This is a genomic window from Candidatus Neptunochlamydia vexilliferae, assembly GCF_015356785.1.
GTDB lineage: Bacteria > Chlamydiota > Chlamydiia > Chlamydiales > Simkaniaceae > Neptunichlamydia > Neptunichlamydia vexilliferae.
In genome coordinates, this window is sequence record NZ_JAAEJV010000111.1 from 1 (window position 1) to 1,763 (window position 1,763).

At 44.1% G+C, this 1,763-nt stretch carries 2 protein-coding genes; both read right to left on the bottom strand.

Annotated features, from left to right (window positions below; genetic code table 11):
• Positions 1–194: 194 nt before the first annotated feature.
• Positions 195–1,109 (bottom strand): hypothetical protein, encoded by a 915-nt coding sequence (locus NEPTK9_RS09425; protein WP_194848579.1) that lies wholly within the window; start codon positions 1,107–1,109, stop codon positions 195–197.
• 63 nt (positions 1,110–1,172) lie between these two features.
• Positions 1,173–1,763 (bottom strand): hypothetical protein (locus NEPTK9_RS09430; protein WP_194848580.1); only part of this gene is annotated, 591 nt, incomplete at its 5' end.

Sequence of the window (1,763 nt, forward strand, 5' to 3'; positions counted from 1 at the left end):
GTTTGGGTGCTCATGCTGGCTCGCCTTGGTTATATTGGATACGAAACCAACCATTTATGCATATTTAAAAATTTAAGTCACGACTTTGCAGGGATCCTGATGCCTGCTTGCTTAACGTTGTCTGTAACTTTCATCTCTATTTGCCTTTTTTAGTTTGTAGTTTTATTATCAGGTCCTTGGGTCTTATCCGGTTTTTAAACTGCCCTTGTGGTGGTTAAAAGCTTCTGACCACCACTAAGAACCAAGAGGGCCATTAGCTGAGTGATGGCTGGGGTTAATCCTTGATCATTGTGGTAAAATAGCCTAGCAATTTCATGCTGCAGGCCTTCTGGTTTATTATTATTTATGAATTCTGCAAAATCTTGATACCTTCCAATCTTATCAGAAGATAGATGGAAAGAGAGAGCACTCGTTGCGAGGTAGGCGACTTTTTGCAAGCTGCTGAGCTTGCAGGAAGCTTTAGAAGCAATGAGTGAGAGTGCAATCATAGAGATAAGAGGGATAAAAAGATAATTACGTAAATTTTTTTCTAAGTTTACAGAATCTCCAGAAAAAAATTCCTCTCTTCCCAATAGCTTATAAGTCATTCCCGTGACGATGCTTCCCATTACAGGAACTGCAAGGGAAGGGAATCGTTTTTCGATCATAGCGGTGGTTTTGGCTGCAGCAATAAAGAGGGCGATAAGAATTCCATGGGTTATCCCGGTTCTAGCGGAAGGACTGCTTAGAGGAATTCTGTCGTAATTGAGGTAGACGGCACTTCCTGCAATAAACGCCTGTGTAGAGAGTGGGAAGTTGTCGGTGAATTTTAGGGAAGGGAACCGGGAGGTAGCAAGTTTGTGGATAAGAAGTGTAGTGCCTATCGGTAGTAGATAATTTAGAGCTAACTGGAATCGTTCAGCAAAGTTAGTTTGAGCTTCGCGCGCTTCTTTACGGGATAATTCTTTTGAAATTGGATGTAGGCTACGTGCGACTTGTTCGACACGTTTACTATTAGAAAGGGCATATGTCAGCCCTATGGCGACGCCTGAAAGAACAGGTCCTTTAAGGAAAAACTTGCCTCCTTCTACGAGGGTAGGAAGAGGGTTTTGTAAAATTTTTGATACCATGACTTGTGCTCCCAAGTTTTTGGTTAAAATTGAGTAAAGAATAGACAACTGAGAAAAAAAAGGCTAGTCTTTTTTCAATTTTTTAAACTCTTTTTGAGCATGGGGAATGAGCTCAGGATAATGAGCCTCGAGCCAAGGAAAAAGTTTATGGTGGATCCGCTCCACCTCGACGGTTTCGAAGTAGTGCAAATCTTTTTTCGGATCGTGGAAAAAACCGCCCACATCGAGCTCGATGGCTCGGTCATCGATAAAGCCAAAGTTGCGGATGAAATGGGGGTCTTTATCGCTAAAACCTTTTTGAGCCCGCTTCACGGTAAAGGCAATGAGGGAGGAGAGGGCCTTTTCGGCCTCGGCAAGCTTTCCCTCCCTTTTAAGCGCTAGGAGATAGGTGTCTGTTGGAATGGCCCTTTTTTGGACGAGGAAATCGACCTCTTCGAGGGAGATCTGGTGTTTTAAGCCGATCCGATCCTTAAAGGTAAGGTTTTTTTTGAAAGAGAGGTTTTTATTGAAGTGGACGTAGAGGAGGCCGGTCTCCTCTCTAAAGGTGGTGTAGGCGGTGATGCAGCTCTCAAAGGTTCTGCGGACGGTCCGCTTTTTCTTGGCTTTCCACCGCTCCCGCTTTTCCTTCCAGGGGGAGGGGAGGGGGATATGTTC

Excerpts from the sequence above, each read along its gene's own strand:
- NEPTK9_RS09425 (WP_194848579.1), bottom strand. The coding sequence starts at position 1,109 with ATGGTATCAAAAATTTTACAAAACCCTCTTCCTACCCTCGTAGAAGGA.